Origin of the sequence: Klebsiella sp. FDAARGOS_511 (assembly GCF_003812845.1) — a bacterium.
In the GTDB taxonomy this organism is placed as follows: domain Bacteria; phylum Pseudomonadota; class Gammaproteobacteria; order Enterobacterales; family Enterobacteriaceae; genus Klebsiella; species Klebsiella grimontii.
The window spans coordinates 3633709-3658201 of the sequence record NZ_CP033824.1; the positions used below are offsets into that span (position 1 = coordinate 3633709).

Sequence of the window (24493 nt, forward strand, 5' to 3'; positions counted from 1 at the left end):
AATGAAAACAAAACTGATCGTGCTGGCAATGGCGCTGGGTATGGCATCGGCCCAGGCGGCTGACCGCATCGCCTTTATTCCTAAGCTGGTCGGCGTCGGTTTCTTTACCAGCGGCGGCAACGGCGCGAAAGAGGCGGGCAAAGCGCTCGGCGTGGACGTCACCTACGACGGCCCGACCGAACCGAGCGTTTCCGGCCAGGTACAGCTGATCAACAACTTCGTCAACCAGGGCTACAACGCGATTATCGTCTCCGCCGTATCGCCGGACGGCCTGTGCCCGGCGCTGAAGCGGGCGATGCAGCGCGGGGTCAAGGTCCTGACCTGGGACTCCGATACCAAACCGGAGTGCCGCAGCATCTATATCAATCAGGGGACGCCGCAGCAACTCGGCGGTCTGCTGGTGGAGATGGCGGAAAAACAGGTGACGAAACCCACCGCCAAAGTGGCGTTTTTCTACTCCAGCCCGACGGTGACCGACCAGAACCAATGGGTAAAAGAGGCGAAGGCCAAAATCGAAAAAGCGCATCCGCAGTGGGAAGTGGTGACCACCCAGTTTGGCTATAACGACGCCACTAAATCGCTGCAAACCGCCGAGGGGATCTTAAAAGCGTACCCGGATCTCGACGCCATTATCGCTCCGGACGCCAACGCGCTACCGGCGGCCGCCCAGGCGGCAGAGAACCTCAAGCGCCAGGGCGTGGCGATTGTCGGCTTTAGTACCCCGAACGTGATGCGCCCCTACGTGGAGCGCGGCACGGTAAAAGCCTTCGGTCTGTGGGACGTGGTGCAGCAGGGTAAGATCGCGGTTAACGTCGCCGATCGTCTGCTGAAAAAGGGCGATCTGAACGTCGGCGACAGCGTCGATGTGAAAGATCTTGGCGCCCTGAAAGTCGAGCCCAACAGCGTGCAGGGCTACCAGTATGAAGCGAAAGGCAACGGCATCGTGCTGCTGCCGGAGCGGGTGGTGTTCACCAAAGAGAATATCAATAACTACGATTTCTGATGGAGGATGAGATGGCTGATTTAGACGATATCAAAGAGGGAAAAAACTTCGGCTTAGACCGTCCGCAGCAGAACACGCTCTACACGCTGAAGGGCTGCGGTTCGCTGGAGTGGGGGATGCAGTCGCGGCTGGCGCGTATCTTCAACCCGCAGAGCAACCGTACGGTGATGCTGGCGTTCGACCACGGCTATTTTCAGGGGCCGACTACCGGGCTGGAGCGGATCGATCTCTCTATCGCGCCGCTGTTTGAGGAGACCGACGTGCTGATGTGTACCCGCGGCGTGCTGCGTAGCCAGGTGCCGGCGGCGACCAACAAACCGGTGGTGCTGCGCGCTTCCGGCGGCAACTCGATCCTCAGCGAACTTTCCAACGAGTGTGTGGCGGTGGCGATGGAGGACGCGCTGCGCCTGAATGTCTGCGCGGTGGCGGCGCAGGTCTATATCGGCAGCGAACATGAGCATCAGTCGATCAACAACATCATCAAGCTGGTGGACGCCGGCAACCGCTACGGTATGCCGGTGCTGGCGGTAACCGGGGTGGGCAAAGAGATGACCCGCGACGCCCGCTACTTTTCGCTGGCCAGCCGCATTGCCGCTGAAATGGGGGCGCAGTTCGTGAAAACCTACTTTGTTGAGGAAGGCTTTGAGAAAGTCACCGCCAGCTGCCCGGTGCCGATCGTCATCGCCGGGGGCAAAAAGCTGCCGGAGCAGGAGGCGCTGGAGATGTGCTGGCGGGCGATCGACCAGGGGGCTTCCGGCGTGGATATGGGGCGGAATATCTTCCAGTCCAGCGCGCCGCGCGCGATGCTCAAGGCGGTGAAAAAAGTGGTGCATGAGAACTTAAGCGCCCGTGAGGCGTATCAGTTCTGGCAGGAGGAAAAACAGGGAGAGCTGCAATGAACGTAACGCTGGTGGAAATCAATATCAAACCGGAACGGGTCGACGAGTTTCTTGAGGTGTTCCGCGCCAACCACGAAGGGGCGCTGCAGGAGCCGGGCAATCTTCGCTTTGATGTCCTGCAGGACCCGGAGGTGAAGACGCGCTTTTTTATCTATGAAGCCTATAAAGATGATGAAGCGGTGCTGGCGCACAAGAAAACCCCGCACTATCTGGCCTGCGTGGCGAAGCTTGAGGAGCTAATGTCGCAGCCGCGGCAGAAGCGCAGCTTTATCGGCCTGCTGCCGGAGGCGTAAGACGAGTCCTCACCCACGGGAAGAGGGGAAAAAGAGGAGCCGTCTGTTAAATAGGGGGCTGGACAGTTCCCTCTCCCTGTGGGAGAGGGTGAGGGTGAGGGCAATATCCTATGGCTTACGGAAAAACTCGTTATACAGCATGTACAGATGCGCCGCGCTCCAGGAGAAGTTCGGCGCGCCCTGCTGAGCGCCGGTGAGCGGATTGTAGTTCTCCTGAATCGGGCCATCGGAGGTTAGACCCCGGGCGTGCCTGAAGAAGGCGTCCGCCAGCTGCAGCGCCTCTTCGCGGTGGCCGTAGCGCTCCATCCCTTTCAGACCGAACCAGAACTGGTCCACCCACACGCGGCCGCGCCAGTAAATATCCGCGCCAAACGCCGGATTCGTTAATGCGGCGGTACCCAGCGGTACGAAAGTGTTGAACTCTTTGGCGTCCAGCATCACCGAAATGACGTCATCGGCATGCGCCTGAGTGGCCGCGCCGTTGAACAGCGGCGACCAGCCCTCCGGCCCTTTGCCGCGCTCGACGATCGGCCTACCGGCACAGCCGTTTGCCAGCGGCTGCGCTTCAATGCGAATGTCATAATAGAATTTGCTCTGCGGGTCGAACATGCAGGTGTTGATATAGTCGGCGAGCTTTTGCGCCAGCGCCCGGTAGCGTTTTGCCTCCTCCGGCTTGCCGAGAAGGGTCGCCATTTCCGCCAGATAGTGGTTGTCGCTGTACATGTAGCTGGCCTGATCGACCGACTCCTGCAACAGCGAATAGCCGAGCAGGCTGCCGTTCTTACCCCGGTTTTCAGCAAATTTCACCGCCCAGTCGCTACGCTTACCGCCGCCGGCGATGTACTTAGCCAGCTGATCTTTATCGATAAAGCCGAAAACAGCCGCGTCATCGCGCCCCGACTCCCAGGAGGCGGCCACCTGCGCCGGGATCTCCAGACTGTCGTAATCGCCTTTCGCCGTCACCTGCTCGTAGGTTTTCAGGCCGGAAAGCGTCCATTCTTTATCGCCCTTTTTCACGGTAAACAGCATCGCGCCGTCGGCGGTGTTGTGCGCTTTATCGCGGGTCGCGCCGTACTCAGGCACGCCGTTGCCGTTGTGGTCGCGGTTGCGCAGCCACCAGCCATGGTAGGCCACCAGCTTCGGATACATCTCCGCCAGCCAGGCTTTATCTTTGGTGACGTTATAGACTTCCATCACCGACCAGGCCGCCAGGCTCGGTTTGGTATTTCGCTCGTTCCAGTTGCTGCCGTCGCCGCCGCGCTCCGGGCTCAGGTTCCAGGCGATCAGATCCGGAATGAACCCGGCATCCTGTGGACGCACTTTATCGTCGGCGGCAATTTGCCAGGAGAAGACGGCGCGGATGTTCTCTTTCGCGATCTCCGGGTTGAAGTGGGCCATAGCGTAGGCCTGCTTCCAGGTATCCCACGGCCAGGTCTGGTTGCCGGAGAACCAGCGCCCGGTTACCGATGGCGTGACGGTGTTGTGCTTAACGGCGCCGCCCGGCGCGCGCCAGTTGCCGTTAAGGGTTTCGATCGCTTTCACCGCCACCCGGGTTTGTTGCTCAGTGGCGTCAGGGTTAGTCAGCCCCTTTTGCAGATAGCCGTTCCAGCGCGCCTCGGAAGCGCGCAGATAGTGCGCCGGTCGCGCCAGAATATCGCGGATTTGCGCTTTCTCGAGACGAACCTGCTCGGCGTTCAGCAGGTGCGAGTAGGTGGTATAAAGCGTGGTCGAGCCGTTGATGTGCGCGCTGCTGGTAAATCGATGGCCGTCGATTTGGGTGACCGTCGGCAGGGAGCGATGGATCTGATACTGCGATTCGCCGGAGGTCATTAAATCCGATGCTGAGCGGACTTTGCCGAAGCTGACGGTCAGACCGTCGTGGGTCGCGCTCAGGCGGCGCTGATAGTCCGGGAAAGCCTGGTCGATGGTTTGCGTTGACTGCGGTTTCCCCTCTTTGGCGGAGAGCTTCTCCAGCAGCTTGCCGTCCCAGACCAGCTTAAGCGGACCGCTGCTGGTGATTTTAGTCTCCAGTAAAGAGGTGTGGGCGCTGGCAAAGCGCAGGGTCATCTCGACCCGTACGCCGGGCGCGGAGAGCGTTTGCGCCAGCGCCCCGGGCAGGCTCCAGGCCTGCAGGGTGAAGGCGACTTTTTTGCCGTTCTGGTACACCGTCAGGCGATCGAAATGGGTCGCCATAAAGTTGATGTACTCCTCGGTGAGCAGGGCGGGCCCCGGAAAGCTGCCCATGGTGGCCGGACCGTCCGGCAGCAGATGCCCATGCCATGCGCCCAAATCAAAAAACGGGTTGAAGCGCTGGTGATCATCGTAATCAAAATCCTGCATCGCCTGCGGCGCGCCGCTGCGGTTGATAACATTTTTAAAGTCATCCGCAGTGAGCGCGTGGGCGGAAAAGCTTAGCAGCAGGGCGCAGGCCAGCGGCGTCAGAGTGGTGATGATTTTCACGGTATTGATATCCCTTTTTACCAGTAGAAATATTGCATCAGGAAAACCTGATCGCTCGGGTCGCCGGAGGCGTTTTTCATGTAGAAGCGGCTGTCCGCAGCGGTGGCAAAACGTCCGCCTCCGTACTCGTACCAGACGCCGAACTGCATAAACGAGGTGGTTTCCTCGGCAGCGCGATCCGGGCGGTGTTTGGCGTAGCTATAGGCGGTGGAGAGATACACGCCCTTGAGCGCTTCATACATGGCGCTGGCCATAAAGCCGGTTTCCGTTCCCGGCACGTCTTTTCCCCTGGCGCGCCCGGTATGGTGCCAGGCGCGGGCGGCGAGGTTGGGAGTGAGAATACCGGTTAAAAACAGCTGTCCGGTACCATCGGTCACCTCCAGACCGTTCATCCAGGTGACCTCTTTGGCGATATCGTACTGGACGTAGCCGTTAACCATCGCTGGGTAGGTATATTTATCGTCGTAGCGGTCGTATTTGCCGAAGTGGAGCCACGCTTTGCTTTCATCGTGGTGCCCGGACGGCGTGGCGGTCACGCTATAGCGAAAATCTCCCGCCAGGTTCTGCACCTTGAGTGCGTACATAATGTCGCGGGTATTGGGGATCACGTAGCCGAGATCGGGCGTGAAATCGCCCCACCACTGCAGATCGTCGAGCGAGGAGTCCTGGCGCAGGCTGAGCATAATTTCGGTGCTGCTCTCGGTTTTATATCCCCCGTAGAGGCGGTTTATTCCGCCTTCAAATCCACCCCAGCCGTGGTCCGGTACCCAGGCATTACCCTGACGATCGGCCTGAACCGTCCAACCTTCGCCATAAATTAAGCCAAACCAGCTGCCGTGCTTTATTTCCAGCCCGCCTTCAATATAAGTGCCATCGCTATATTTATGTTTATCCTCGCCTTCTAAATCCATATATCCGCCGACCCCCAATTCACCGTAAAAACGGTATGAAGTGGCGCTCAATTCAGGCGTTTTCATGTCATCATGTTCCGCCGGGTGAGCAACATCGGCCGCTACGGCAGGTGTGCAGAAGGCCAGGGCGGCAAGCGCCCCGTAAATCGAATTATTATTTTTCATCGTGTTATTAAGAGGTATTGGGGTTTATTGTTTTCAGTAAAATGGCTTATGACGCATCAGAGGCTGGCGCCGCTTCAATTCTTTTTTCTTCCTGAGTTAATCCCTTCACGTATTGGCTGTATTTCCACCACGCAAATCCGAGAAAGATAACAATGCCGCCGACGTTATAAAAAATAATGGTCAAAATATTGCCGCCGGTCGGGAACGTTGAGGCGACGAAGCCGATGGCGAAAATAACAATCAGCATCGAGACCACCGTAATGCCGGTAGTGCGTGAACCCATTTTAAAATCGCGCGGCAGATGATCGAGCTTACGGCGCAGGTTGAGGTATGCCAGCATGATAAACAGCGGCGGCAGCATTGAGGCGGCGGCGGTCATGTTGATAATGGTGTTCATTAAATCCTGCACGGTACTGGAACCCATCATCGGGATAATCATCAGTGGAATCACAATCAGGAACTGAATCCACGCCGCGCGCGCCGGTACGCCGTTTTGATTGAGCTCGACGGTTTTTTTACCAAATATTCCGGCCGGGATTTCGGAGAAAAAGATTTTGACCGGCGTCGCGGTCCACATTAATAACGAACCAAACATGGCGGTAAAGGAGACCAGGCCGACAAAACGGTTGACCACGATTTCCGGCAGGCCAAACCAGACCGCCATACCGTGGAAGACCTGTACCGATCCGCCGGTATATTTCAGCTCTTTGCTGCTGATAAACACGTTAATCAGCACCGAGGAAATAGAGTACAGCACGCCAATTACGATCCCGGCGAGGATGATGACCTTAACGAAGGATTTCGATCCGCCTTTCACGTCATTGACGTACACCGCGACGGACTCAGCTCCGCCGGCAGCCATAAAGATCCAGGTGGTGATGCCGAGGAACGCCCAGTTGAAGTTCGGGATCATCGCATCCACGGTAATCGGATCCGCCGGCTGAATACCGCCCGCCAGCGCGCTGCCGGAAAGCAGAATGTAGGAAAGCGTCAGCAGCAGCATTAACGACGAGGTCACCGAGGTAATAGGACCCAGCATTTTTGCGCCGTTGGTGGACACCCAGGTCGACAGGGCGAACAGCGCCATGCTCAACATCGTGGTGGCGACGGGGGTCAGAATGTACTCGTAGCCGAGGAAGGCGTAGGAGGCATACGCGATGACCCTCGGCAGCAGTGAGGTAAAAAAGAACAGATTCACAAACCAGTAGGTATAGGCGGTAATAAAAGCCCAACGTCCGCCCAGCGAGCTTTTCACCCAGGCATAAACGCCCGCTTCAGAGTTTTTATTCAGCGAAACGAATTCCGCGATGATCAGACAGAAAGGAACGAAATAGAGCAGGGTGGCGAGGAAGAACATCGGAGCAGAGGCCAGTCCCAGCTCAATATTGTTATTGATCACGTTGTTAAAACTGAAGACGGCAGCGAAGGTCAGCGACAGCAGGCCGAACTTGCCGATGGTATTACGTTTGATATCAGACATAACACATCTCCACACATTGTCCTTCAGAGAATGGCCGAAGGGGATTGTGTTGTTTGTAGGGTAGAGGTAGTTAAGTATCGTGGTTAATTTTAGTAAAATATTTAGTAAATAAAAGCGGTAAAAATGAATTGCTTTAACTCGATCACGAAAATGGTCGGGTGACAGAGCTTGGCTTGTGGGTAAAAAAATCCCGCCAGGGATATCCCGCTGGCGGGAGCAACGGTGGCTTATTTCACCGTATTTGCCGCTGATTTCAGGGGTGTTTGTTGGTTCTTGCGCTGTTTTTTCTCAAAGCGGGTTATCCACCACCATGCGAGCCCGGAGAAGACTGCGGTCATAAAGACGTTAATGAAGAAGGCATTCACCAGGTCGACTCCTGGCGGGAAAGCGGAGGCGGTCATGCTGACCAGGAAAATAACGATAAGCATCGACACCACGGCCATCCCAACCTTTCTTGAACCCATGCGGAAGTCGCGCGGCGTATCGTCATGTTTCCAGCGGAAAACAAAGTAGGCGGCCATGATAAACAGCGGCGGTAGCATCGCGGTACCCGCGGTCAGGTTAATCGCGGTGTTCATCATTTGCTGAACGCTGGCGGAGCCGAAACCGTTCACGATGAGCATCAAGAAGACGAAGAGAAATTGCCACCAGGCAGCGCGCACCGGCACGCCGTGGACGTTCAGTTCGGTAGTTTTTTTGCCATAGATGCCCGCAGGAATTTCCGAGAAGTGAATTTTTACCGGTGCGGCGGTCCACATCATCATGCTGCCGAAAATGGCGATAAACAGAATAATGCCGACGAAGCGGCCCATCAGCGCTTCCGAAATATGGAAATAAGCGCCGAGACCGGTGAAAATTTCCACCATACCGGCCGCATAGGTTAGATCTTCACGTGCCACAAAGACGTTGACCAGCAAAGATCCCAGCGCGTACATGCCGCCAATCAGGATCCCGGCGGTGATGATGACTTTAATAAACGATTTCTGCCCGCCTTTAGTGTCGTTCAGGTACGCGGCGACGGTTTCAGCCCCGCCAGCCGCCTGGAAAATCCAGCACATGATCCCCAGCGTCGCCCAGTTGATGGTAGGCGCCATGGCGTGCAGCGTAATCGGCTGCGCGGGAACATGGCCTGCGCCCAGCGCGGTAAAAGCGCCGACCACGTAAATCGCAAATAGCGCGAAAACGCCATACGCTACGCATTCGGATATTTTTCCCAGCCAGGTCGCACCTTTGGTGGAAATATGGGTGGCCATGGCGAACAGGACGATAGAGATCAGCGAAGTGACCATCGGCGAGAAAGGAATGGCGTAACCCATAATGGCGTACGAAGCGTAGGCCACCACGTTCGGCAGCAGCGACAGGAAAAAGAACAGGTTCACAAACCAGTACAGGAACGAGCCGAGATAGGCCGCGCGGGTACCTAAAGGCTGCTTCAGCCAGGCGTACATACCTGATTCGGAATTTTTATTCGCTGAAACGAATTCGGCGATGATAAACACAAACGGAATAAAATAGACCACCGTGGCAAACAGAAAGATAGGGGCGGAACTGAGCCCTAACTCGATGTTGTTATTAACGATGTTTCGTACGTTAAATACGGCGGCAAACGCCATCGACAGTAAGGCGAATTTGCCTATTTTGGCACGAACTGATTCGGACATAGGTCCTCCGAAAAATGATCTGGCCCGCATTGAGGGCTGGGACCGGGAAGGCCAACGAATAAACCCGCTGGCCTCATCTTGCTTCACGCGGGCTTACTTATTCAGGAAGTAGCCGTCTTCGATAGTCACTCTGAGCACCACCTTTTTGACCGGCGAGTCGCAGATAAAGCGATAAGCTTCATGGGTATCGCAAATCACCATCTGACCTTCGTGAACCTGCACGGTTTCACCGATGCCTTTGAGATATTCACGGTCGGTTTCATCGCGATAGCAGGCCACGGTCTGCAGCTGCTCTTTGGCGGCAAACTCAATTTTTTGCTGACCCTGAAGGTAGTAATGCACCTCGAAATAGCGGCGGTTGCCAACGAACAGCGCATCCGTGGTGCTGTCGCTTGCCACGCGATAGGAGAGCGAATCGCCGATAGAGTGGGCAACTCCTGGTTGAATATTATCGATATTATTGATGGCCTCCACGCAGCGCTGCCATTTACGTCCGCTGTGATAGATTTGCTTAAACTGTTCTAAATTATCGAGAATTCTCATTTTTCAGCCTCGCTGTGTGAATCGGAGGAAAAGAAACCAGCGTCAAAGCTATGATTCGCCAGCGTCTGCGAGGAAGCGCTCCCGCCTTCCAGCGGCAGCAGCGTAAAGCCATAGTTGAACGGTTTGAGCCAGACGCGCCAGCTATCCAGCACCTCGCTCCCCCAGGAGTTAGACCCCAGACCGAGCACACGGGCGTCGATATTCAGGGTGATGTCATCGCTGCGGTGCAGTTCGTTACAGTGCTGCGCGGCGTGCAGATTCTCCGCCGTATAGTGCCAGGCGCTGATGTTAAGCGGATCGCGCGGGACCACCATCAGACCGCTGCCGTGACGGTCGGTAAACGCGGCCCAGCGTACGTGCTGCCGGTTGCCGTTGTTCTGCGGGAACGGATAGTTCACGAACATGTCGTCCACGGTGGTTCGCCAAAGGTCAATGATGTTGCTCTGCTGGCTGTCGGCGTAGTTTTCGCCGGGACCGCGACCGTAGTAATTCACCTGTTCAAACTGGCCGTTAATGCCCAGCATAAAACCGATGCACGGCACAATATGCGGATAGTCGCCGTAACGTTCACCCGCAAGCTCAACGTTAATATGGCCCTGCGGGGTAATCTGCCAGCGATAGGTGCAGCGCATGCCAAAATCGAAAACCGGCGGCGCGATGATGCTGCGGGCGGTGATAATCACCGTGTCACCGCGCTGCTCGGCGCTGAATTCGCGCAGATGCTCCTGCATAATTTGCAGATGATTGGGTTGCCACAGCCCCTCGTATTCCTGCTTGTGGTTATCAATCATCGGCTTGAAGAAGTTGATCTTCGGCTCGCGGGTCACCTGGTCGATGCCGTTCACCTGCCATTCGCTCAGTTTGCCGCTGACTTTCGAGAACACTACGCGGAAGTTGTGCCCGGTGATGCTGTAGCTCAGACGTTCATCGGCAATGCGCAGCGAGGTGGCGCTGGTGTTAATCAGCGGTGTTTTTGCTGCGGTCTGCTCTTTAAGCTGGAACTGGTAGACGGCGATTAGGTGGTTGGCTTCGCTGTACGGCGTACGGGAATCTTTGGTCACCATGATGTTGACGAAGGTTTCGCGGTCGTCGAGCGCCGGCAGGTCGATTTTGATATCGCGACTGCTGTTTGGCGCAAGATCGCGCACCTTAAGCTGCTGGCTGGCAAGCGTAGTCCCCTCGGCGCGTACTTCCACGCGCAGGGTGTAGTCATCAAGGGTCGAGAACCAGAGCTTATTATCGACGCGCAGTTCGCCTTCGCGGATGTTTATCGCCTGCACTTTTACCGGGGCGATAACCTGCTTGTACTCTCTGAGCCCGGGTCCAGGCGTCTGATCGGAGAAAATCAGCCCGTCGAGGCAGAAGTTGTAGTTATTGGGATAGTCGCCGTAGTCGCCGCCGAATTTGTACCACACCGCGCCGCTATCGTCGGTGGCCTGGATTCCGTGATCGCACCACTCCCACACATAGTGGCCCTGAATACTGTCATGTTGATAGAATACGTTCTGGTATTCGCTCAGCCCGCCGGGACCGTTGCCCATCGCATGGGCGTATTCGCAGATAATTCGCGGCTTGGCATGCGGATATTCCCCGAATTCGTTCATCAGCGGCACACGGGTATACATGGTGGAGATGATATCCACCACCTCCGCGTCGCGATCCTCTTCGTAATGCACCAGCCGCGTATCATCGAGCGCTTTCGCGGCGTGATACATCGCCCGAATGTTGCAGCCGTAGCCGGACTCGTTGCCCAGCGACCAGATGACGATCGACGGATGGTTTTTCTGCGCATGGACGTGGCGGACGATCCGCTCAACGTAAATATGCTCCCATTCTGGGTCATCGGTGATGGCGCTCAGGTTGCCGACGTTGGCGAAGCCGTGGGATTCGACATCGGTTTCCGCCATCACGAACAGGCCGTAAATGTCGCACATCTCATAGAAACGCGGGTCGTTGGGATAGTGGGCGGTACGTACCGAGTTGATATTGTGCTGCTTCATCAGCAGCAGATCTTTCTCAACGCGATCCATCCCCACGGCGCGGCCCTTCAGATGGTCGTTGTCGTGACGATTAACACCGTGCAGCATTACGTAGCGGTTATTGATGTAGAACAGGCCGTTGCGCACTTTGATATCGCGAAAGCCGACGCGCTGCGGAATGACTTCGATAATCTCTCCGACGTCGTTTTTCAGCGTCATCACCAGGTGATAGAGGTACGGGTTTTCCGCCGACCACTGCTGCGGCGCCCTCACGTCGATCGCAAAGTCGACGTTCAACTGCTCGCTGACGGTCAGGCGCTGCGTTGTGCCTTCATACAGCGCCTTTTCGCCGTCGAACAGCGCGTATTCCAGCGTCGCTGCGCCCGGCTGCGCATTTAGATTTTCCAGCACCAGCTGGCAGGAGAGCGTGGCGTCGATGTAGTCATCGTTAAAATCGGTGCGCAAAGTGAAGTCCTGGACGTGAAGCGGGTTTTTGCCCACCAGATACACGTCGCGGAAAATACCCGCCGACCACCACATATCCTGATCTTCAATATAGGTGGAGTCCGCCCACTGCATGACGCGAACGCAAAGCAGGTTGTCGCCGGTTTTTACCGCGCGGCTGATATCGAACTCTGTCGTCAGGCGGCTGCCTTTACTAAAACCGATGTACTGACCGTTAACGTAAACTTCAAAATAGGTCTCGACGCCATCAAATTTAATGATGGTCTGCTGGCCCTGCCAGCCGTCGCTGAGGGTAAAGATACGCTGATAGGCGCCGGTTGGGTTGTCGGTCGGAACGTAGGGCACGTCAATCGGGAAGGGGAAGCCTTCGTCGGTGTACTGTAGCTGGCCGTGGCCTTCCATCTGCCACATTCCCGGCACGGTGATCGGTCCCCAGTCGCTCATGTACTGCGAGGTGAACGCTTCCGGCACCCGCAGCGGGTTATTAAAGAAGCGGAAGTTCCACTGTCCGCTAAGGGACAAAAAGCGGCTGCTGATTTCACGGGCGAAGGTTCGCGCCTGGGCCTGCGAATCGTAAGAGAAGAAATAGGCGCGCGGAGGCAGCCGGTTTTCATGAGTGAGTTGAAGGTTTTCCCAGCGATTCATATCGCCTCCCTGAACGGACTAAACGGATAAGGTGTATTTTAGTAAAAGCTTTACTAAATAAAACCGGCGAGAGTGATTTACTTTAACTCGATCACAAAATGAGCGTTACCGGGCGCCTGCGTTTGGCGTTGGGAGAGGGATATTTCCGGAGGCGGCGCAGAGACGCTGAATTTCCCGGAGGCGATGCTGCGCATCTGTCCGGGCTACCGTTTTGCAGATGGCGGTGCGCCCGTAGCCCGGGTAAGGCGCGTCAAGCGCCGCCCCCGGGAGCCAGGCGCAGAGGATTCAGCGCCAGAAACGAGATTAGCGGGTGGTGCCGCGCAGCTTCAGCACGCTGGGGACAAAGACGTTTAGCGGCAGCGCGCGGCCATCGCGGGCTTTCTCAACCAGCAGGTTGACGCCCTGGCTGCCCATCATTTCAGAATGAATGCGCACCGTAGAGAGCGGCGGAAAGGTAAAACGCGCGGTTGGGATATCGTTAACGCTAATGAGCGAGATATCTTCCGGGATAGAGAGACCGCGTTCATGTATGGCGCGCAGTACGCCGATGGCGATAGAGTCTGACGCGACGAACAGCGCGGTGGGGAAATCCGCTTTTGCCAGCATCGTTTTTGCCAGCTCATAGCCGGAGGAGCTGGAAAACCCTCCGCGCCAGATATCTTCTTCCGAAACCACCCCCTTCAGGCGGCCATACTCGACGAAGGCCACTTCGCGGATGTCGGCTTTACCCGGCTCATCCTGGCCACCAATAAAGCCGATGCGCCGTGCGCCCTGGGCGATAAAAAAGTCGATAACTTCTTTGGCGATGCGCACCAGATCGATATCGACGGCGTCATAGCTGCTGCCGGGTTCATGGAAATCAATAAAGCAGACGTTGTCGGTTAACGCCGTGGCGGCTTCGCGAATCGCCCGCGAAGGCTGGCCGACAATCAGAACGCCGGTCACTTTTTTCAGCTCGGGTAGCGCATTGTTAAAGTAGCAGTTGGTCAGCTCGATACCGAGCTTCTCACATTGCGTTTCGATGCCGTGGCGGATCGCCAGATAGTAGGGATCGTTGATTTCCAGATCCTGCTGATAGCTATAGATGGCCAGAATATGATGGTGGCCTACGGTATGAACCTGAGCCTTACGCGAGCTGGTACTTTTATATTCCAGCTTTTCCGCCACCTCAAGAATGCGATGTTTTGTCTCTTCTTTGACGTTCAGCGTGGGGTCGTCGTTTAAAACGCGAGAAACCGTCGCCAGTGAAACGCCTGCTTCGGTCGCGATATCTTTTAGTGTGGCCATTGTTTTCCTTATCTGACGTTGCCCCATCGACGCAAACCATTGTAAAGCAAGCGCGGGCTGCTGCATCTCTTTTCAGTAAATTTCCGCCGTATTATTCATCACTGTCACCGCGATCCTGCCGCGAAAAAGAGTGATGAATCTAACATTACTCGCACTATTATGCGGAAACCTCGACGGCATTTGTTATATTTTACTAAAATTTTACTTGAGGAGTGCAAGATGGAAACGGTGCTTTATGATGATTTTGCCAGACTTGAAATGCGTACGGGAAAAATTGTGGCAGTGCAACGGCATGCGAATGCCGACAAGCTCTATATTGCCCGGATTGATGTTGGCGATCGCACGTTGCAGACGGTAACCAGCCTTGTGCCGTACTACAGCGAAGAAGAGCTGCTGGGAAAAACGGTCGTGGTCCTGTGTAATCTGGCAAAAGCCAAAATGCGCGGTGAAACGTCGGAGTGCATGCTGCTCTGCGCCGAAACCGACGATGGCAGCGAAAGCGTCCTGCTCACGCCGGAAAGGCTGATGCCTGCCGGCGTGCGGGTGGTATAGCGTAATACCCTCTCCCACGGCGGGAGAGGGCAGGTTACTATGCCTCTTCTACCGAAACCCGTAGCGCCGCCAGGGCCAGGCGGGCCGCTTTTAGTACCTGTTCACACTGCTCCAGCGTCAGCGTCAGCGGCGGTTCTACGCGGATCGTCCTGGCGTTGTTCAGCGTTCCGGCCACCAGTACCCGCTGGCGGAACATCTCGCTGGCAAAGTCATAGCCGATTTCGTTATCGACAAACTCAATCGCCATTAGCATGCCTTTGCCGCGCACGTCATTCACCAGATCTGGATATTCGCGGGCCAGCTGACGGAAGCCGTCCAGCAGCATGTCACCTTTCTGCTCCGCCTGCGCGGGCAGGTTTTGCGTCAGCAGCACGTTGATGGTCGCCAGCGCCGCCGCGCAGGCCAGCGGGTTGCCGCCGAACGTGGTGGTATGCAGGAACGGATTGTCGAACAGCACCGAGAATACCTCTTCGGTGGCGACCGTTGCGCCAATCGGCATCACCCCGCCGCCCAGTGCTTTAGCAAGGCACAGAATGTCCGGCTGGACGTTTTCATGTTCGCAGGCAAACATCTTGCCGGTGCGCCCCATACCGGTTTGCACCTCATCGAGGATCAGCAGCGCGCCAAATTCGTCGCACAGCTTGCGCACCGCGGGCAGGTAGCCCGGCGGCGGCAGAATCACCCCGCCTTCACCCTGAATAGGCTCAAGGATCACCGCCGCGACGTCATCACCGGTCTTTTTGCACTCGCTCAGCAACGTACGCATGGCGTTAATATCGCCGAACGGTACGTGCCGGAATCCCGGCAGCAGCGGCATAAAAGGCTTACGGAAAGTCGATTTCGCGGTGGCGGAAAGCGCACCGAGCGATTTGCCGTGAAACGCGCCGCTGGTGGCGACGAAGGTAAATTTGCCGCGCGGAGACTGGTAAGCTTTCGCCAGCTTTAGCGCCGCTTCGACCGATTCGGTGCCGCTATTGCTAAAGAAGCTGTATTTCAGTTTGCCCGGCGTTAAGGCCGCCAGGGTTTTAGCCAGCATGGCCCGCAGCGGGTCCAGCAGTTCCTGACTATGAAGAGGTTGTTTAGCGAGTTGATTTTCGACGGCGGAAACGACAACTGGATTACGGTGCCCTACATTAAAAATCCCGAACCCACCCAGGCAGTCAATAAACTCCTGTCCCTGAGTGTCGACAAGCGTATTTAACCCTCCCGCTTGCCACTCTACGGCTCCGTAATCCCCGCCAGCAGTGACCGATTTTCGATACGCTAAAAACCCTGGGTTCACATGCTCTTTAAAGTATTCTCTGACCTCCTGATTAAGTGATTTCATCTCCTCATGATCGAGCGTTCGCTTCTCAATGAGATTCAGTGCGTGCGCGCTGCAGGCCAGAGCCGATGCGCTGGAAGGTAACCTGTTCAAAATGTGCTCCTGGGAGGGGCGTATCACATGATACTGAATTAAGTATTGCAGGGATTACGCCACTTCGGCGCGGGCCAGGAAAATCGGGATAAACGCAACGTGAAATTGCGATTGAGCAAAATTTAATCTCACGACGCTATTATTGGCATGTTTTACTCCTGAAGGCGTAAAACCCGGTGAATAAGGGCTTCCGCCGCGCGCGCCGCGGCGGTGCAGGCTGCCCAGCGATGGGGCAGAGGGTTAGTCGAGCTGGGAAATCTCCATTGCCGCGCGATCAATCACGCCGACGATCTGCTTTAGCTGAGCTTCGGTAATGGCCTGCTGGTTAACCCTTAAATCCAGTACCGCCTTAAAATTCTCCAGCGCGCGCTTCATCTGCGGATTTTTACGCAGTTCACAACCCACCATACGCGCCTGCAGCCTGGCCTGAATCTGCTCCAGCTGTTGCTGGTTTTCCGCGTGCAGCTGGCTGCCGTCGGCGGTAATGGCGATTTTTTTACGACCGTTTTCGTCAGCCACGCTAATTAAGCCCTGATCCTGGAGCAAGTCTAGCGTCGGATAGATGACGCCGGGGCTCGGGCTGTAGTTGCCCTGGGTCATGGTTTCAATCTCTTTGATAAGCTCGTAGCCGTGGCTGGCGTTACGGGTGAGGATGTCCAGAATCACCAGGCGTAGCTCGCCGTGGCCAAAGAAGCGCTGCCGACGTCCGCCGCCCCTGCGGCCATGCTCGCCGTGTTCGCCATGTTCATCGTGGCGTCCGCGTGGCCCACGTCCTTCTTCGTGATGATGTCTCATGTTTTGCCTCTCTATTTATTGATATATCTAATTTATATCTAAAATTAATAAAGTAGCAACACAGTATTGGGTGTATTTTTTATTTAATTGATATTTAACGATTTAATTTTTGATTTTGGCTTTTTTGGCGTTTTTCTATGACTATATCAAAAAATGCTTGCATTCTTTTTTAATGGCAATCATTATCATTTGCAAGATTTTTAGATATATCTATTCCGTTCACGAAGGCGATGAAAGATGACAACGACCAGACACCCCAAATACCCGCAGCGCGTACGTAATGAACTGCGCTTCCGTGAGCTAACCGTATTGCGCGTCGAGCGTATCGGCAGCGCATTCCAGCGTGTCGTGCTGGGCGGAGAGGCGCTGGAAGGCTTTGTTTCCCAGGGGTTTGACGACCACACCAAGCTCTTTTTCCCGGCCGCGGGCGCTGCGTTCACGCCGCCGGAGGTGACGGATGAAGGTATTAACTGGGGCGATGGCGTGCGTCCGGCGACCCGCGACTATACGCCGCTGTACGACGCCGGGCGTCATGAGCTGGCGTACGACTTTTTTATTCACGATGGCGGCATTGCCAGCAGCTGGGCGCTGGCGGCGAAAACGGGCGATAAGCTGGTGATCGGCGGCCCGCGCGGTTCGCTGGTGGTGCCGGAAGATTACGCCTGGCAGCTGTACGTGACCGATGAGTCCGGAATGCCCGCGCTGCGCCGCCGTCTCCTCGGATTGCAGCAGCTTCCGACGCGCCCGCAGGTCACGGCGATCGTCACCATTAGCGATGAGTCTTATCAAGATTACCTGGCCGATCTTGATGGCTTTAATATCGAGTGGGTGGTGGGGCATAACCCAGCCGTCGTGGCCGAAAAATTGGCGCAGGTGGTGGTTCCGGCGGACGATTATTTTATCTGGCTGACCGGGGAAGGCGCGGCGGTGAAGTCGCTGCTGGCGCGCTTTGAAGGCGAAGAGATTGATCCGCAGCTGGTGCGTTCGCAGGCCTACTGGCACAACAAGTAAGAGCAGAGAAAACCCGGGTTGCGGCTGGCGCCTTACCCGGGCTACCGGCCCGCAGACGGGGGTGAACCCGTAGCCCGGGCAAGGCGCGTTAAGCGCCGCCCCCGGGAGCAGAGCGCAGAGTGGCCGATTTTCCCGGAGGCGATGCTGCGCATCTGTCCGGGTTACCGGCCCGCAGACGGAGGTGAACCAGTAGCCCGGGCAGGCGCTTTGCGCCGCCCGCGGGAGCAGAGCGGCTGATTTTCCCGGAGGCGATGCTGCGCATCTGTCCGGGCGACCAGCCCGCAGACGAGGGTGAACCTGTAGCCCTGCTAAGCGCAGCGCGAGCAGGGGGATTATCTCTGCGTCAGCGCTTTAAACACCATCGCCACCGCATGGGCGCCGGGGTCCATATTGCCGCGCAGGCTATCGCTGTTGAGATACGACGCGCGCCCGGCGTTGGCTTTGCTGGCGTGAAGCGTACGATCCGCCCCCGCCTGGGCCGCTGCGAAAGCCGCCCGCAGATTATCCGGCTCGGCCTGCAGCGCCGCCAGCGCCGGCTGTAGGGCGTCAATCATGGTCCGATCGCCTTCATCGGCGCCGCCGTAAAACTTCATCTGCGCCAGCCCGGCGTTTAGCGCTTCGGCGACGCTTGCTCCCTGTTCCAGTTTCTGCCCGGCGGCGGTAAAGAAAATCGACATCAGCACGCCGCTGGAGCCGCCCATCACCACGGTCAGACGCTCGCCAATCAGCGCGAATAGCGTAGCGAGGTTAGCCAACGGCAGCTGGCGACGCTGTAGCAAGTCGGCGATGTCGCGCGCGCCGGCGGCGAAGGTGGAGCCGGTATCGCCGTCGCCGACTTTGGCATCCAGCGCGTTGAGGTCCGCTTCAAGATCGGACAGCGTGCCGGTCACCCGCTCAACGTAGTCCGCAACCACGCTATTCTCCGAGGGAGCAAACTCCACCCGCGAGCTGCGCAGCGAGGACGGCATCACGCTGATTTTGCGCGGCTGCACCGGCGTCTGCCAGCCGGCAGTTTCTACCGCGGAAAGCAGCGCCTTCTCAATACTCTCTTCCAGCACGATGGCGGTGAGGGAGAAACCTTTCATATCCAGCGCGGTCACCAGCGAAGCCGGGCCTATCAGCCAGTCGATACGCTGATGCAGCGGCGTATGCGCCAGCTCGCGGGTCAAAATCGCCATTTCGGCAACCGATACGCCGCCGAGATTATTGATCATCACCGCCAGACGACCGGTTTCCGGCAGGGCGGCGCTGAGCTTCTCCGTCATCAGCGTAACGATTTCCGCGCTGTTCTGGGTAGCGATGACCGATGCGCCCGGTTCACCGTGGATCCCCATGCCCAACTCGGCCTGGTCCGCATGATGGCGCGGGGCCGCTTCCGCATCCTGCGGCAAATGGCAGCTGGCAAGGGCCAGCCCGAGGCTGAAGGTATGTCCGGCGGCATACTGCGCTTCGCGCAGCACGGTCGCAAGATTGTGCCCGCGTTCGGCGAAGTAGCCAGCCACTTTATGCACCAGAATTGTCCCGGCGATGCCGCGCGGATGTTTATTATCCGGCAGCGAAATATCATCGCCAACGATCAGCATTTCAACGTTATAGCCCATGCGGCGCGCCTTCTCCGCGGCGAGACCGAAGTTCAGACGATCGCCAGTGTAGTTCTTGACGATCAGCAGACAGCCTGCGTCGCCAGTCACCGCCTGGATAGCGGTCAGCACCGCATCGACGCTCGGCGAGGCAAACAGATCGCCGCAGACGGCGGCGGTCAGCATACCTTTACCGACAAAGCCCGCGTGGGCCGGCTCGTGGCCGGAACCGCCGCCGGAGATCACCGCCACGTTGTTTTTGTCGAGATCGCGACGCACCACCACGCGAATGGCGGGATCGCTCTCCAGCCACGCCAGGTTATTCCACGGGCTGGCGATAATGGTTCCTTCAATCACGTCGTTGACGAGGTTGGCGCGCTGATTAAAAAAGAATTGAGACATAACGGATCCTGAAAGTTAAGCGAGTTCCCGGAGGAGGCAGCCTCCGGGGCGGAAAGATGGGGGCAGGTTAGCCGCGAATCACGCGTTTGCCGGGAATATCAAGGGTGACGGTCTCGCCATTTTGCAGCGTCGTCAGCACATTGCTCTGCTGGCAAAGCATTGCGATACCCGCCTGGCGGGCGATAATGGCGCCGTGAGCGTGCTCGCTGCTCTCCTGCAGACAGATCCCCTTAACCTGACGGGCGTCGAGCTGCACGACGGTAGAGGGAAAGATATCGTCGGCAACGAGGATTGAAGGCGCGCTAAACTGCGGCAGCGCTTCGCTGCTCTCGTTAAGGTGACGCAGCGTGCGGTGCAAAATATCTTCAATATCAATATAGCGGGCGCGAAGGTAGGCATCGTCGAGATGGCGATATTGTTGGCTTAAATCGCTCAGCACCTGATGCCACGCCCACTCCGCGCTGCACTGCTCGTCGCGCACGATCTCGCACGCTGCTGTATATAAATCAGGATCATCGAGCAGAGTATGATGCCCGGAGAAGATCGCCGCGATGTCGGCGGAATATTTCTCCTCCGCCAGGGCCGTCAGCGCGCTAAGATCGTCCAGCGTCCGATCAATAGCCCCTTTCAGGCGCAGCTGCTGCTGACCGATGGCGGCGATCTTTTCCCGCGTAACGCTGTTCTGAGGCCGAGGGTAGAGTACGACCTGGCCCTGAACGCGAGCGGCACGGGTGGGCTGCAAAGCGGGCGTTGCCTCCGTTTGCTCGCCGAAGTTCTCCGCCGCCAGCGCCTGGAATGCCGCCAGCGCGGCGTCGGCGTCCGGGCCGCGGGCCAGCAACCTTAAGGTATCGTTCCGGCGCACCTGAAGCAGGGCGATTTGGTTGAGGCTATCCGGCGTGACGCACTTTCCCTCTTTCTCCAGCACCAGGTCGGCGTTGAATCCCGCCAGCGCGGCGACCAGCTTTGACGCCGGGCGAACGTGCAGGCCGTTAGGGTTTTGAATCACTACGGAAACCGAGCGCGCGTCGCGGTCATCGGCCAGCGCGGCGGTCAGCGAAGGGGGCTGCGGTTGCGATGGTAACCCGAGCTGTACGCGCTTTGCCTCCAGCGCATTCATGGCGTCCTCGATCACCTTGTCGATGTCGGCTCCGGCTGCGGCGCTCACCGTCGCCGCCAGCGTCCCTTCAACCAGCGGCGCCGCGCACAGCCTGACCTTCGCCGCAATCACCGGATCGAGCAGATCCAGCGCGGTTTCGGCGCTCAGCAGGGCGCTGCCGATATCCATCATCACCAGCACATGATCGGCGTCGGCGACGGATTCAATGGCTTCCATTACCTTAATCGGATCGGTGCCGATCGGGCTGGCGGGATCGTCAATGCCGGCGGCGATCGCCAGCTTGCAGCCATCGTTCATTAACATCTGCCGGGCCAGTTCTCCGACACCTTCGCCCAGACGGGCGCTATGAGAAACAATAACCAGGTTTACCATCGCGTTTTCCTTACTCTTTAGCTGCAGCAGCCAGCATCTGAACCATAAACATCACCGAGGTTGCGCCCGGATCCTGATGCCCGATGCTGCGTTCGCCCAGATAGCTGGCCCGCCCTTTACGGGCCTGCATGGCGATGGTGGCGTGGACGGCGGTTTGCGCCTGTTCGCAGGCAGCATCAAGGGCGCTTTGTATCGACAGGTGCTGTTCGCTGGAGTGGCGCAGCGATTCCACCACCGGCAGCCAGACGTCGCACATGGTTTTATCCCCCGGTTCGGCTTTGCCGCGATTCACCACCCCTTCCGCGCCTTCGCGGAAGGTCTGATAAAGCTCTTCCAGGGTCAGGCTCTGATGGGCCTGGGTCACCTGGGCGGCGCGAATAAAGAAGGTGCCGAACAGCGGGCCGCTGGCCCCGCCGACGTTGGAGAGCAGCGTCATACCGGTATTTTTAAGAATGAAACCAATGTCTTTATCGGCAATCGACGGCAGCTTTTCCACCACCTTGCTGAAACCACGATGCATATTCAGGCCGTGGTCGGCATCGCCGATTTCCCGGTCCAGACCGGTCAAAAAATCGCTCTCTTTTGTGAAGATATCGCCGCAGCGATAGAGCCAGTCTACGATTTGCGTTCTGCTTAATGACATGTCGTGCTCCTTATTTTCCCCAGTTCAGCGCCGGGGTGTGAACCGGGGCGTCCCATAATGCCAGCGTCTCGTCATCGGCTTTTAACAGAGTGATGGAAAAACCCACCATATCCAGAGAGGTACAGTAGCTGCCGATAAGATTGCGTTCGATAACGATGCCGGTTTCCTCGCAGCGCTGCGTCAGACGGTTATAGACACCGTAGAGTTCGGACAGCGGCGTGGCGCCGAGATTGTTGACCAGCGCGATAACCCGATCGCCTTTTTGCAGCGCCTGCTTGGTTTGCGATACCTCCTGCCACGCACCTTTCACGTTGTCCCAGTGGCGCAGCGTGCGGCTATAGGCGCCGTTTTCCAGCAGGGTATCGAACATTTCGTCAACGGTGCGATCGAGGGAGGTGAAGCGGCGGCGGTCGATGCCCGGTTCGCCGTGAATGCCGACGCCGAACTCCATCTCATCGTCCTGCAGTTCGAATGAGGGCTGCCCGGCGGCCGGCACGGTGCAGGCGCCGAGCGCGATGCCGATAGAGTGGCCGTGGTTGTTGAGCTTGCGCCCCAGTTCGGCGCAGGATTCCAGCGAGTCGCCGCGTTCGGCGGCCGCGCCCACCAGTTTTTCAATCAGCACGGTATTGGCCACTCCGCGCCGTCCGGCGGTGTAGAGGCTATCTTTCACCGCCACGTCGTCATCGACCACCACGGTGGTGACCTTAACGCCGCTTTCGTGCAGCAGCTCGGTGGCGGTTTCGAAGTTAAGAATATCGCCGGTGTAGTTTTTGATAATCAGCAGCACGCCTTCGCCGCCGTCGATAGTCATGGCGCACTCAAACATTTTATCCGGCGTCGGGGAGGTGAATATTTCCCCCGGGCAGGCCCCGGAGAGCATGCCATGGCCGATATAGCCGCAGTGCATCGGCTCATGACCGCTGCCGCCGCCGGAGAGCAGCGCCACTTTCCCGGCCACCGGCGCATCGGCGCGGGTAACGTAGAGCGGGTCCTGGTGCAGCCTCAGTTCAGGGTGCGCTTTTGCCAGACCAGCCAGTTGTTCGCTCAGGACATCTTCGACACGGTTAATCAGTTTCTTCATTGTTTATTCTCCGTCGGAGTTTCGATGCGGCCTCTCTGCTGATGGAGGCGGTCATCGTGTAGGGGTACCGCCTGACGATGTGCGATATCGGGCGATGTAATGATTCTGGCTGAGTTAGCGGGGAAAAAAACTGCGATAAAAGGAGTTTCATTACGAAACGTAATTATTCATTTTTGTTCCGAAATGAAACGCTTTTGCGCCGGGAAATGAAAAAATGCGAGCTAAAGCGGCTATTTCATCTCGCTTCACCTGCCTGCAAGACCTGCGTAAAGAAATAATTTTGCCCTTTCTTGCCGCCCATGACGGTGAAAAACGCCGACGCTCGCCCGCTTAGTGGCCTTCTTTTGCGTCGAAGGGGCGGATCGAGATCGCAATCCCACCGTTTCATGTGAATTCATGTTCCAATATGGAACAATAAAATTTATGTGCTGTTTCAAATCGGGACAAAAAGGGGAAAGATTTTTTTGCCCGCGGCTCGCCCTACAGTGATGGCATCGCTCAGGTAGCGCTTTCGTTCCCGCCTTTAATACATGGCCGGACGGGGAAATACCGGGGCCCATCATGGCAAAACATGCACTTATTTGAGGGTGAACGGAATGCTAAAAGTTATTCAATCTCCAGCCAAATATCTCCAGGGACCAGATGCATCCACGCTGTTTGGGCAATACGCCAAAAACCTGGCGGACAGCTTTTTCGTGATTGCCGATGACTTCGTAATGAAGCTGGCGGGAGAAAAAGTGCTGGAAGGTTTACACAGCCACAACATCAGCTGCCATGCGGAGCGCTTCAACGGCGAGTGTAGCCACGTTGAGATCAATCGCCTGATCGCCATTCTGAAGCAGCACGGCTGCCGCGGCGTGGTGGGTATCGGCGGCGGCAAGACGCTCGATACGGCGAAAGCCATTGGCTACTACCAGAAGCTACCGGTGGTGGTGATCCCGACGATCGCCTCCACCGATGCGCCAACCAGCGCGCTGTCGGTTATCTACACCGAAGCCGGTGAGTTTGAAGAGTATCTGATTTACCCGAAAAACCCGGATATGGTGGTGATGGATACGGCGATTATCGCCAAAGCCCCGGTGCGCCTGCTGGTGGCCGGGATGGGCGATGCGCTTTCAACCTGGTTTGAAGCCAGGGCCTGCTACGACGCCAGAGCCACCAGCATGGCGGGCGGCCAGTCGACGGCGGCGGCGTTGAGCCTGGCGCGCCTGTGCTATGATACGCTGCTGGCGGAAGGCGAAAAAGCCCGCCTCGCCGCCCAGGCCGGGGTGGTGACCGATGCGCTGGAACGCATCGTTGAAGCGAATACCTACCTCAGCGGTATCGGCTTTGAAAGTAGCGGTCTGGCCGCCGCGCACGCCATTCACAACGGTTTCACCATCCTCGAAGAGTGTCACCATCTGTACCATGGCGAGAAAGTGGCCTTTGGTACCCTGGCGCAGCTGGTGCTGCAAAATAGCCCGATGGAAGAGATCGAAACAGTGCTGAACTTCTGCCATACCGTCGGCCTGCCGGTCACGCTGGCGCAAATGGGCGTTAAAGAGGGCATCGATGAGAAAATTCAGGCAGTTGCTAAAGCGACCTGTGCGGAAGGGGAAACCATTCATAACATGCCGTTCCCGGTCAGCGTGCAGAGCGTACATGCGGCGATTCTGACCGCCGATCTGCTTGGACAGCAGTGGCTGGCGCGTTAATTTATCGTGGTCCTGTCCCGCTTCGTTGATGAGAAGGG

General features: G+C 57.2%; 19 protein-coding genes. 6 read left to right on the top strand and 13 right to left on the bottom strand.

Annotated features, from left to right (window positions below; genetic code table 11):
* The first annotated feature begins 1 nt into the window (after window position 1).
* From lsrB to lsrG, 3 genes are read left to right on the top strand one after another with little or no spacing between them, the layout of a single operon-like run.
* On the top strand, window positions 2-1003 hold the full coding sequence (lsrB, locus tag EGY08_RS18505) for an autoinducer 2 ABC transporter substrate-binding protein LsrB (protein WP_004125447.1): 1002 nt from the start codon (window positions 2-4) through the stop codon (window positions 1001-1003).
* 11 nt (window positions 1004-1014) lie between these two features.
* A complete protein-coding gene (lsrF, locus tag EGY08_RS18510) occupies window positions 1015-1902 on the top strand; it encodes a 3-hydroxy-5-phosphonooxypentane-2,4-dione thiolase (protein WP_004125444.1) in 888 nt (295 codons plus the stop codon).
* Entirely contained in the window at window positions 1899-2195 is a 297-nt protein-coding gene (gene lsrG, locus EGY08_RS18515) for a (4S)-4-hydroxy-5-phosphonooxypentane-2,3-dione isomerase (protein ID WP_049113930.1), read from the top strand. The genes lsrF and lsrG overlap by 4 nt, the downstream gene beginning before the upstream one ends.
* 108 nt (window positions 2196-2303) lie before the next feature.
* Here the strand turns inward: lsrG and ygjK are convergent, their stop codons facing one another.
* From ygjK to ebgR, 7 genes are all read right to left on the bottom strand, one after another.
* Window positions 2304-4655, bottom strand: coding sequence for an alpha-glucosidase (gene ygjK / locus EGY08_RS18520; RefSeq protein WP_123828738.1), 2352 nt, complete (start codon window positions 4653-4655; stop codon window positions 2304-2306).
* Window positions 4656-4672: 17 nt separating this feature from the next.
* A complete protein-coding gene (gene ygjJ, locus EGY08_RS18525) occupies window positions 4673-5731 on the bottom strand; it encodes a protein YgjJ (RefSeq protein ID WP_049114633.1) in 1059 nt (352 codons plus the stop codon).
* A gap of 46 nt (window positions 5732-5777) precedes the next feature.
* Window positions 5778-7211: an amino acid permease gene (locus EGY08_RS18530; RefSeq protein ID WP_087828354.1), complete on the bottom strand. Its 1434-nt coding sequence runs from the start codon at window positions 7209-7211 to the stop codon at window positions 5778-5780.
* Between the two features lie 227 nt (window positions 7212-7438).
* Window positions 7439-8872, bottom strand: coding sequence for an amino acid permease (locus EGY08_RS18535; protein WP_123828739.1), 1434 nt, complete (start codon window positions 8870-8872; stop codon window positions 7439-7441).
* Between the two features lie 93 nt (window positions 8873-8965).
* Window positions 8966-9415 (bottom strand): beta-galactosidase subunit beta, encoded by a 450-nt coding sequence (locus tag EGY08_RS18540; RefSeq protein ID WP_004125430.1) that lies wholly within the window; start codon window positions 9413-9415, stop codon window positions 8966-8968.
* Window positions 9412-12504, bottom strand: a complete 3093-nt coding sequence (gene ebgA, locus EGY08_RS18545; protein WP_123828740.1) for a beta-galactosidase subunit alpha — start codon at window positions 12502-12504, stop codon at window positions 9412-9414. Before ebgA ends, EGY08_RS18540 begins: the two co-directional genes overlap by 4 nt.
* A 303-nt stretch (window positions 12505-12807) precedes the next feature.
* Window positions 12808-13791, bottom strand: coding sequence for a transcriptional regulator EbgR (gene ebgR, locus EGY08_RS18550; protein ID WP_004125422.1), 984 nt, complete (start codon window positions 13789-13791; stop codon window positions 12808-12810).
* Between the two features lie 219 nt (window positions 13792-14010).
* Between ebgR and EGY08_RS18555 the strand changes: the two genes are divergently transcribed.
* Complete coding sequence (locus EGY08_RS18555; RefSeq protein ID WP_004125420.1) at window positions 14011-14343, top strand: tRNA-binding protein; 333 nt, start codon at window positions 14011-14013, stop codon at window positions 14341-14343.
* 37 nt (window positions 14344-14380) lie between these two features.
* Here the strand turns inward: EGY08_RS18555 and ygjG are convergent, their stop codons facing one another.
* A complete protein-coding gene (gene ygjG / locus EGY08_RS18560; RefSeq protein ID WP_004125417.1) occupies window positions 14381-15760 on the bottom strand; it encodes a putrescine aminotransferase in 1380 nt (459 codons plus the stop codon).
* A 240-nt stretch (window positions 15761-16000) separates the two neighbouring features.
* Entirely contained in the window at window positions 16001-16555 is a 555-nt protein-coding gene (locus EGY08_RS18565; protein WP_049114550.1) for a PadR family transcriptional regulator, read from the bottom strand.
* Between the two features lie 237 nt (window positions 16556-16792).
* On the opposite strand from EGY08_RS18565, the gene EGY08_RS18570 reads away from it, so the two are divergent.
* Entirely contained in the window at window positions 16793-17566 is a 774-nt protein-coding gene (locus EGY08_RS18570) for a siderophore-interacting protein (protein ID WP_112166983.1), read from the top strand.
* Between the two features lie 332 nt (window positions 17567-17898).
* Here EGY08_RS18570 and EGY08_RS18580 read toward each other — a convergent pair whose 3' ends face one another.
* The 4 genes from EGY08_RS18580 to dhaK form a co-directional block, all read right to left on the bottom strand.
* Window positions 17899-19548: a glycerone kinase gene (locus EGY08_RS18580; protein ID WP_049114274.1), complete on the bottom strand. Its 1650-nt coding sequence runs from the start codon at window positions 19546-19548 to the stop codon at window positions 17899-17901.
* 67 nt (window positions 19549-19615) lie between these two features.
* Complete coding sequence (gene dhaM / locus EGY08_RS18585; RefSeq protein WP_123828741.1) at window positions 19616-21037, bottom strand: dihydroxyacetone kinase phosphoryl donor subunit DhaM; 1422 nt, start codon at window positions 21035-21037, stop codon at window positions 19616-19618.
* Between the two features lie 10 nt (window positions 21038-21047).
* Window positions 21048-21680 carry a dihydroxyacetone kinase subunit DhaL gene (dhaL, locus tag EGY08_RS18590; protein ID WP_004125405.1) on the bottom strand — a complete coding sequence of 211 codons (633 nt, stop codon included), beginning with the start codon at window positions 21678-21680 and terminating at the stop codon, window positions 21048-21050.
* Between the two features lie 10 nt (window positions 21681-21690).
* Window positions 21691-22761 carry a dihydroxyacetone kinase subunit DhaK gene (gene dhaK, locus EGY08_RS18595; protein ID WP_087828359.1) on the bottom strand — a complete coding sequence of 357 codons (1071 nt, stop codon included), beginning with the start codon at window positions 22759-22761 and terminating at the stop codon, window positions 21691-21693.
* Between the two features lie 596 nt (window positions 22762-23357).
* On the opposite strand from dhaK, the gene EGY08_RS18605 reads away from it, so the two are divergent.
* Window positions 23358-24455, top strand: coding sequence for a glycerol dehydrogenase (locus EGY08_RS18605; protein ID WP_123828742.1), 1098 nt, complete (start codon window positions 23358-23360; stop codon window positions 24453-24455).
* Window positions 24456-24493 lie beyond the last annotated feature (38 nt).

Coding starts and splice junctions, on each gene's coding strand:
- lsrB (WP_004125447.1), top strand. CDS start 2: ATGAAAACAAAACTGATCGTGCTGGCAATGGCGCTGGGTATGGCATCG.
- lsrF (WP_004125444.1), top strand. CDS start 1,015: ATGGCTGATTTAGACGATATCAAAGAGGGAAAAAACTTCGGCTTAGAC.
- lsrG (WP_049113930.1), top strand. CDS start 1,899: ATGAACGTAACGCTGGTGGAAATCAATATCAAACCGGAACGGGTCGAC.
- ygjJ (WP_049114633.1), bottom strand. CDS start 5,731: ATGAAAAATAATAATTCGATTTACGGGGCGCTTGCCGCCCTGGCCTTC.
- EGY08_RS18530 (WP_087828354.1), bottom strand. CDS start 7,211: ATGTCTGATATCAAACGTAATACCATCGGCAAGTTCGGCCTGCTGTCG.
- EGY08_RS18535 (WP_123828739.1), bottom strand. CDS start 8,872: ATGTCCGAATCAGTTCGTGCCAAAATAGGCAAATTCGCCTTACTGTCG.
- EGY08_RS18540 (WP_004125430.1), bottom strand. CDS start 9,415: ATGAGAATTCTCGATAATTTAGAACAGTTTAAGCAAATCTATCACAGC.
- ebgA (WP_123828740.1), bottom strand. CDS start 12,504: ATGAATCGCTGGGAAAACCTTCAACTCACTCATGAAAACCGGCTGCCT.
- ebgR (WP_004125422.1), bottom strand. CDS start 13,791: ATGGCCACACTAAAAGATATCGCGACCGAAGCAGGCGTTTCACTGGCG.
- EGY08_RS18555 (WP_004125420.1), top strand. CDS start 14,011: ATGGAAACGGTGCTTTATGATGATTTTGCCAGACTTGAAATGCGTACG.
- EGY08_RS18565 (WP_049114550.1), bottom strand. CDS start 16,555: ATGAGACATCATCACGAAGAAGGACGTGGGCCACGCGGACGCCACGAT.
- EGY08_RS18570 (WP_112166983.1), top strand. CDS start 16,793: ATGACAACGACCAGACACCCCAAATACCCGCAGCGCGTACGTAATGAA.
- EGY08_RS18580 (WP_049114274.1), bottom strand. CDS start 19,548: ATGTCTCAATTCTTTTTTAATCAGCGCGCCAACCTCGTCAACGACGTG.
- dhaM (WP_123828741.1), bottom strand. CDS start 21,037: ATGGTAAACCTGGTTATTGTTTCTCATAGCGCCCGTCTGGGCGAAGGT.
- dhaL (WP_004125405.1), bottom strand. CDS start 21,680: ATGTCATTAAGCAGAACGCAAATCGTAGACTGGCTCTATCGCTGCGGC.
- dhaK (WP_087828359.1), bottom strand. CDS start 22,761: ATGAAGAAACTGATTAACCGTGTCGAAGATGTCCTGAGCGAACAACTG.
- EGY08_RS18605 (WP_123828742.1), top strand. CDS start 23,358: ATGCTAAAAGTTATTCAATCTCCAGCCAAATATCTCCAGGGACCAGAT.